Origin of the sequence: Aeromonas enteropelogenes (assembly GCF_000819845.1) — a bacterium.
Classification (GTDB): domain Bacteria; phylum Pseudomonadota; class Gammaproteobacteria; order Enterobacterales; family Aeromonadaceae; genus Aeromonas; species Aeromonas enteropelogenes.
In genome coordinates, this window is record NZ_CDCG01000016.1 from 147,355 (window position 1) to 154,743 (window position 7,389).

At 61.7% G+C, this 7,389-nt stretch carries 6 protein-coding genes and 1 pseudogene; 5 read left to right on the plus strand and 2 right to left on the minus strand.

Going from position 1 to position 7,389, the window contains the following annotated elements:
- The first annotated feature begins 221 nt into the window (after positions 1-221).
- Positions 222-2,186, plus strand: coding sequence for an LTA synthase family protein (locus BN1123_RS06420; RefSeq protein ID WP_042025933.1), 1,965 nt, complete (start codon positions 222-224; stop codon positions 2,184-2,186).
- Positions 2,187-2,247: 61 nt separating this feature from the next.
- Here the strand turns inward: BN1123_RS06420 and BN1123_RS06425 are convergent, their stop codons facing one another.
- A complete protein-coding gene (locus BN1123_RS06425; protein ID WP_026456350.1) occupies positions 2,248-2,718 on the minus strand; it encodes an Lrp/AsnC family transcriptional regulator in 471 nt (156 codons plus the stop codon).
- Positions 2,719-2,853: 135 nt separating this feature from the next.
- On the opposite strand from BN1123_RS06425, the gene BN1123_RS06430 reads away from it, so the two are divergent.
- Positions 2,854-3,369 (plus strand): cyclin-dependent kinase inhibitor 3 family protein, encoded by a 516-nt coding sequence (locus tag BN1123_RS06430; protein ID WP_042025934.1) that lies wholly within the window; start codon positions 2,854-2,856, stop codon positions 3,367-3,369.
- On the opposite strand, the gene metA is transcribed toward BN1123_RS06430, so the two are convergent.
- Positions 3,370-4,320: a homoserine O-acetyltransferase MetA gene (gene metA / locus BN1123_RS06435; protein ID WP_042025935.1), complete on the minus strand. Its 951-nt coding sequence runs from the start codon at positions 4,318-4,320 to the stop codon at positions 3,370-3,372.
- A 144-nt stretch (positions 4,321-4,464) separates the two neighbouring features.
- Between metA and BN1123_RS06440 the strand changes: the two genes are divergently transcribed.
- The 3 genes and pseudogenes from BN1123_RS06440 to BN1123_RS06450 all read left to right on the plus strand — a co-directional run.
- A complete protein-coding gene (locus BN1123_RS06440) occupies positions 4,465-5,703 on the plus strand; it encodes an HD-GYP domain-containing protein (RefSeq protein ID WP_042025936.1) in 1,239 nt (412 codons plus the stop codon).
- Between the two features lie 51 nt (positions 5,704-5,754).
- Positions 5,755-6,918, plus strand: coding sequence for a competence/damage-inducible protein A (locus BN1123_RS06445; protein WP_042025937.1), 1,164 nt, complete (start codon positions 5,755-5,757; stop codon positions 6,916-6,918).
- A gap of 255 nt (positions 6,919-7,173) precedes the next feature.
- Positions 7,174-7,389 (plus strand): annotated as a pseudogene (locus BN1123_RS06450) (DUF342 domain-containing protein); the annotation flags it as partial.

Genomic DNA, 7,389 nt, shown 5'->3' on the forward strand with positions numbered 1-7,389 from the left:
AGAAGGGATATCCCGCCCATTCGCGCCATAGCTCACATTTCATACAGCAGGATATGCTGTCCACCAGAGGCGATCAAACTCACAATTTTGCATTAGAGGCATGAGGATGACCTCTTTTCTCAAACCGGGATGCAACCTTCCGGCACCACCCCTGTCATATTGCCACAACAAATAAAAAAACGTCTGCGGACAGACGTTTACAGGCTCATTCAGGAACAATTATGACAAACCTCAAGCAACGGCTGGGGCCATTCTGGCCCTTTGCCGTTTTCTGTGCGCTCGCCCTTTTTTCGCTCACCCTTGGCAGAATTACTCTCGGTCTCTGGCAGCTGGAGCGGGTCGATGCCGTCGCCGGTTGGCAGGAAATGCTGCTGCAGGGGCTGAGAGTCGACTTCGCCACCCTCTGCTGGGTCTGGGGCGTTCCCGCCATGCTGACCCTGCTGCTGGCGGGCCCTCATGCCATTGGCAGGATCTGGCTGCAACTGATGCGGGTCTGGCTGACCCTGGGGCTCTGGCTGATGCTCTTTCTCGAGATCTCCACCCCCTCCTTCATCAGCGAATACGGGGTACGCCCCAATCGCCTCTATGTGGAGTACCTCATCTATCCGAAGGAGGTGTTCGCCATGCTGTGGGCGGGTCGCAAGGGAGAGCTGCTGCTGACTCTGGTGCTCAGCGGCGCCGTGCTGACGGGCAGCTGGTGGCTCAGCGGTCGACTGATGCGCGGCATCCGCTTCCCGCGCTGGTATCTGCGTCCGGCGTTTGCCCTGCTGATCCTGGCCATCGGTTTTCTCGGTGCCCGCTCCAGCCTGGGGCACCGCGCCCTGAATCCGGCCATGGTGGCTTTTGCCGATGATCCCCTGGTCAACTCCCTGACCGTCAACTCCGCCTACTCCCTCTTCTTTGCCATCAAGCAGATGGGTGCCGAAGAGGATGCCAGCCAGTTTTACGGCGAGCTGCCACGCCAGCGGATCCTGGAGCTGGTGCGCCAGGAAAGCGGCCGCGAACCCCACGAATTCAGTTCCGACAGCCTGCCCAGCCAGACCTTCAATGAGGCCAGTTATGGCGGCCAGCCGAAGAATCTGGTGATCCTGCTGCAGGAGAGCCTAGGCGCCCAGTTTGTCGGCTCCCTCGGCGGGCGGCCACTCACCCCCAATATCGATGCCCTGTCGCAGGAGGGGTGGGCCTTCGAGCAGCTCTATGCCACAGGTACCCGCTCGGTACGCGGTATCGAGGCAGTGCTGACCGGCTTCACGCCCACCCCCGCCCAGGCGGTGGTCAAGCTGGGCAAGAGCCAGACCAACTTCTTCACCATCGCGGATCTGCTCAAACAGCGCGGTTACGACACCAGCTTCATCTACGGCGGCGAGAGCCATTTCGACAATATGCGCAGCTTCTTCCTCGGCAATGGCTTCACCACCATCGTCGAGCAGAAGGACTTCGACAATCCGGTATTCAAGGGCTCCTGGGGCGCGTCGGACGAAGATCTGATGGCCAAGGCCGACGAGACCTTCCGGGCACTGCACAAGGAGGGCAAGCCCTTCTTCAGCCTGGTGTTCAGCTCAAGCAACCACGATCCGTTCGAGTTTCCGGACAATCGCATCGCCCTCTATGAACAGCCCAAGCAGACCCGCAACAACGCGGCCAAGTATGCAGATTACGCCATCGGCGAATTCTTCAAGAAGGCGAAGCAGTCCGACTACTGGAAAGACACCCTGTTTCTGGTCATCGCCGATCACGACAGCCGGATCAGCGGCGCCGGCCTGGTGCCCATTCCCCGCTTCCACATTCCCGGGGTCATCCTGGGGGATGGCATAGCGCCGAAGAAGGACAAACGGATCGTCAGCCAGATCGACATGGCGCCGACCCTGCTCTCCCTGATGGGGATAAGCGCCGACTACCCCATGCTCGGCAAGGATCTGACCCGCATGCCCACCGACTGGCCGGGGCGGGCCATCATGCAGTACGACAAGAACTTTGCCCTGATGCGTGGCAAGGATGTGGTGATCCTGCAGCCGGAGCGGGCAGCGGAAGGATTCGTCTATGACGCCGCCAGCGAGAAGTTGACCCCGGCTCCGCAACCGGAGGCGATGAAGGAGATCGCCCTCGGGCTGGTGCTGTGGGGCAGCATGGCCTATCAGCAAGGGCTCTACCGGACGGCGCCGGATCAGCGTACCGCCGCCAACTGAGCGATCACCGCCCACAAAAAGACCGCCAGCCGGCGGTTTTTTTGTGCTTTGAAAACGGAGATCAGGCCTGGGGAAAGCAGGGCAGGGAGCGGCTGAACTTGTGCTCGAACACCAGGGAGGTCTCGAGATGCACCACCTCTTCGCGGGAGGTGAAGTGATCGAACACGAAGTTGCGCAGGTGCTCGGTATCGGCGACGCAGAGGTGCACCAGAAAGTCGTCCTTGCCCCCCATGTGGAACAGGCTGATCACCTCCGGCAGCGCCAGGATGGCGTCGCGGAAGGCATCGATGATCTGGCGGCTGTGGCGGGCCAGCTGCAGGGAAACCATGGCCTGGATGTGGCCACCGAGAGCCTGGTAGTCCACTTCGCAGTGTGCCCCCTTGAGGACATCGTCTTGCTGCAGCTTGCGCACCCGCTCCAGGCAGGTGGAGGGGGCCACGCCCACCAGGGCAGCCAGATCCTTGTTGGTCATGCCCGCATCGCGAAACAGATGGGCCAGGATATCCAAATCCAGTTGATCCAGGTTTCTCATCTTAACTCCTTGAACCGCTAAATTTTTTAGACTCTGCCCGTAAACCCGGGCAAACACAACGACCGTTGACATCGCGCCCGGCCCACCTATGCTTGGCGCCATTCACCGGGCCCGCCCCATTCATGAGGATCCACCATGCACCCGTCTCATCCCTTCTGGAGCCTGGAGGTTCCCCGCGTCGATGGCCAGTTGCTGCTGACCCCCTGTCCGGGCACCCAGCAGGTTGCGCTGACCCAGGCCCTCGAGCAGCTGAGGCTGGCCGGCGCTCATGGGGTCGTGACCATGATGACGGGGGCCGAGCTGATCAGCCACGGCCTGGGCAACCTGGGGACACAGGTCGAGCGTGAAGGCATGCGCTGGTTCCATCTGCCCATCGAGGATGACAAGGCCCCCGACACGGCATTCGAGCAGGCCTGGTTGCAGACGCTGCCGCAGCTGCGCGAGCTGCTTGGCGATGGCAAGCACCTGGTCATTCACTGCAAGGGCGGCAGCGGCCGCACCGGTCTGGTTGCCGCCGCCCTGCTGATTTCCCTCGGTCAATCCCAAGAAGAGGCCATGGCAGCCATCAGGGCCCGCAGACCCAAGGCGTTTGCCCTGGCCTGCCATCGCCACTGGCTGGATGCCCTGACCCTCAGGCTGGCTGGCGGTTGATCACTGGCTGCCGCCCTTCTCGTAGGTAAACACCTTGCCGATATCTTCCACCCGATAGCTGGTGAGCTGGTAGACGTAGTAGTTGAGCCAGTTGGCAAACAGCAGGTGACCATGGCTTCGCCAGCTGGCCCTCGGGGGTTGGCTCGGATCATTGTTCGGGTAGTAGTTGACCGGAATGGCGGGATCGAGCCCGGCCGCCAGATCCCGCTGATACTCCCCATCCAGGGTCAGGGCGTCGTATTCGGGATGGCCGGTGACGAACACCTGGCGACAATCCTTGGTCGCCGCCAGATAGACCCCCGCCTCCTTTGATTCGGCAAAGATCTGCAGATCGGTGTGGGCACGGATGAGGTCGCCATCAAACGCAGCATAACGGGAGTGAGGGGCGACAAACTCGTCGTCGAAGCCACGCAGCAGCGGCTCGTGCTCGTCGAGGCGATGGTGGCGATAGACGCCGGAGAGCTTGTCGCCATGGGTCTGCTTCTCCATGCCATAGAGGGCTTTCAGCGCCGCCTGCACCGCCCAGCAGAGGAACAAGGTGGAGGTGACGTGCTGATGGGACCACTCGATGATCTCGACGATGCGCGGCCAGTAGACCACCTCCTCGAACTCCACCAGCCCGAGCGGCGCCCCCGTGATAATCATGCCGTCATAGTTGTTGCCACGCACCTGTTCGAAGTCGTGATAGAAGTTCTCCAGATGCGCCCGGGGCGTGTTCTTCGACTCCCGATCGTCGATGCGCAGCAGATCCACATCCACCTGCAGCGGCGAGTTGGAGAGCATCCGCATCAGCTGGATCTCGGTTTCGATCTTCTTGGGCATCAGGTTGAGGATCAATACCCGCAGCGGGCGGATATTCTGGGTGACGGCCCGGGACTCCGTCATCACGAAGATGTTCTCCTGCCCCAGCACCTCGGCGGCGGGTAACTGATCCGGAATCTTGATCGGCATGCTTACTCCCTGTACTGCATCGGTAAATATGTCTGGACATCCAGAAGCCTATAATAAAGCGCCTGACCTGTCATCAGATACCTTTTGTATTCGATCCCGCGTTTGACTAGCATACGGCTCAGTGTGTCTCTCGCAGCCTGGACAATGACTGGTATCAAGATCTCCGTAGACCGACTGCAGGTCGGCAATTTCGTCTCTCTGCCACTGGGTTGGCGCGAACACCCCTTCCTGTTTTCCAGCTTCAAGCTCAAGAATGAAGAGGAGATCGAGCTCATTCGCCGGCTTGGCCTCAAGCTGGTGACCATCATCCCGGACAAGAGCGACGCGCCGCCCAAGCCGTTGAACCAGGTTCAGGCACAAACGAGCGAAGGGCCGGACACCGCCCTGCGCCAGATCCAGATGCAACAGGAGAAGCTGCGCCGCATCGAACAGTTGCAGCAGTACAGACGCAACCTGCAGCAGTGCGAGAAACAATTCCAGCAATCCCTGGCGCAAGTGCGCAACGTGATGAGCAAGATCCAGTCCCGCCCCCTCAACGCCATCGGCGAAGCGCAGGAGCTGGTCAACGCCATGACGGATCAGCTGCTGGCGGTGGACGAGATGGTGCTGCACCTGGTCTCAGACAGCGAGGATGGCAACAACCTCTACTTCCACTCCCTCAACGTCAGCGTGCTCAGCATGTTGCTGGCCAGGGAGTGCGGCATGGACGCCGGGCAGATCCGCCAGATCGGCATGGGAGCCCTGTTCCACGACATCGGCAAGCTGAAGATCCCGAGCCAGATCCTGCGCAAGACCGAGCCCCTCACCAAGCCGGAAAAAAACCTGATGGCCCAGCATCCGCGCTACGGGCTGGAACTGCTCAATCTGGCCAAGGATTTCCCGGCCGAGGCGAAGGGCATCGTGCTGCACCATCACGAATACCTGGATGGCAGCGGGCCGGAAGGGCTCAAGGGGGGGCAGCTCGATTCCCTCACCCAGATGGTGTCGCTGATCAACGAGTATGACAATCTCTGCCATATCCAGGCCAAGGTGCCCTACTCGGCCCTGAGCGGCCTCTACAAGCAGCGCAAGGCACAGTTCAATCCGGACTACCTCGGCATGCTGATCCGGCTGATGGGGATCTACCCGCCAGGCAGCGTGGTGCAGCTCTCCAACGGCCAGGTCGGGCTGGTGATGTCGGTGAATACCTCCCGTCTGCTCTACCCCTCGGTGCTGGTGTATGACCCGCGCATTCCGCGCCAGGAGGCGGCCATCATCGACCTGCAGCAGGTCGAGCTGACCATCGCCAAGGTGATCCATCCCAAGCGCTTGCCCCCTGCCGTCTTCGAGTACCTCAATCCGCGTACCCGGATCAGCTACTACTTCGAACACAACAAACCCTGATAGCCAGCCATGGCTCACGACCCCTTTACCCCCAGCCCCGAGGAGCCCGCCATGCGCATCGAGATCATCAGCACCGGAGACGAGATAGTGACGGGACTGGTGGTGGATACCAACGCCGCCTGGCTCAGCGCCCTGCTGCTGGAACAAGGCTGGCAGGTGCGCCGTCGCATCACGGTCGGGGACAACCTCGCCGATCTGAAAACCGCACTGCAGGAGAGCGCGAGCCGCGCCGATGTGGTGCTGGTATGCGGGGGCCTGGGTCCCACCGCCGATGATCTCACCACCCAGGCGGCCGCCGAAGCTTTCGGGCAACCTCTGACCCTGTTCCCCGAGTGGCTCGCCAGCATTGAGGCCCGCTATGCCAGCCGGGGCAGGATCATGCCACAGAGCAACACCAAGCAGGCCTGGCTGCCGCAAGGGTGCGAGCTCCTCGACAATCCGGTCGGCACCGCCTGCGGCTTTGTGGTCAGCCATGCCAGCAACCACAGCCAGAGCCGGCTCTTCTTCACCCCGGGCGTGCCGTTCGAGTTCAAGCTGATGGTGCGCGAGCAGATTTTGCCGCGCCTCAAATCCCTGGCGGGTGAGCAGACGGACACCGAACTGCGCCGCTTCTACACCTTCGGCATCTCGGAATCCGCCCTCAGCGACAAGCTGGATGCAGCCCCCTGGCCAGCCGGCATCGAGCTCGGTTACCGCTCCTCCATGCCCCTCATCGAACTCAAACTCATTGGCCACGGAGCCAGCGCGGCAGACATGGATGGCGCCGAGGTGCGCCTGCTCGGGGAGATCCAACCCTGGCTGGTGGGCCGCGGCAACGAGGAGCCAGCCCGGCAGATCCTGGCGCTGCTGGGGGAGCGCCCCCTCACTCTGCAGGAAGGGGAGAGCCGGGGTGCATTGCTCGCCCTCTGTCATGACCACCCCGCGCTGGAAGCAGGTTTCAGCCACACCCTGAGCGACGATCTCGCGCAGCTGACAGGTTCCGCCAGCGGGCTGAGCCTCACCATAGGTCGGGCTGGCCCGGACGGGGTACCGCTGCTGCTCTGCGCCGATGGCCATCGGGTTGGCCAGACGCTGAAGGCAAACCATCCGGATCAGGAGAGCCTTCGCAAAATCATTGCCTTCGCCGCCCTCGATATGCTGCGCCGTCACCTGCAAGGGCTGCCCGAACTGGGCGACTATCTGACCATGGTCCGAACGGCGCAACTTCGCTCATAAGCATTGCCTATCCCCCACCCGCCAACGCCATCAGCGGCACTGGCCACGGGCGCTGCCGTCCCCTTGCCTGGGGGGGCGGATACGCGCGCCACCCACGTCCGAAATTCTTCAGCCTGCATCACTCATTCGCACTTAATGCATTGACCAAACAGAAGAAATCTCTGGATACTGCCGGCACATATCGAATAATCCATCATTGAATGGTTAGTAAATGACCAGCGGGGTCCAACCCCCTTGAGTCGGCAAGGAGAGCGAGTGTTACGCAAAGAGTGGCTGCTGCTATCAAGCGACATGGAACAGGTCTGCCTGCGTATCGCCGCCGGCCTTACCAAACCGGTCACCGAACAGGATGTGCAGAGCCTGCTGCTCGCCTCCAACTGTCGCCGCTACCAACCGCTCACCGAGGGGATCAAGCAGGCCATCGCCCTGCTCAATACCCTGCTGACTGACCCCGCAGCCCCCGTCTCTACC

Coding starts and splice junctions, on each gene's coding strand:
- BN1123_RS06445 (WP_042025937.1), top strand. CDS start 5,755: ATGCGCATCGAGATCATCAGCACCGGAGACGAGATAGTGACGGGACTG.
- BN1123_RS06440 (WP_042025936.1), top strand. CDS start 4,465: ATGACTGGTATCAAGATCTCCGTAGACCGACTGCAGGTCGGCAATTTC.
- BN1123_RS06430 (WP_042025934.1), top strand. CDS start 2,854: ATGCACCCGTCTCATCCCTTCTGGAGCCTGGAGGTTCCCCGCGTCGAT.
- metA (WP_042025935.1), bottom strand. CDS start 4,320: ATGCCGATCAAGATTCCGGATCAGTTACCCGCCGCCGAGGTGCTGGGG.
- BN1123_RS06425 (WP_026456350.1), bottom strand. CDS start 2,718: ATGAGAAACCTGGATCAACTGGATTTGGATATCCTGGCCCATCTGTTT.
- BN1123_RS06420 (WP_042025933.1), top strand. CDS start 222: ATGACAAACCTCAAGCAACGGCTGGGGCCATTCTGGCCCTTTGCCGTT.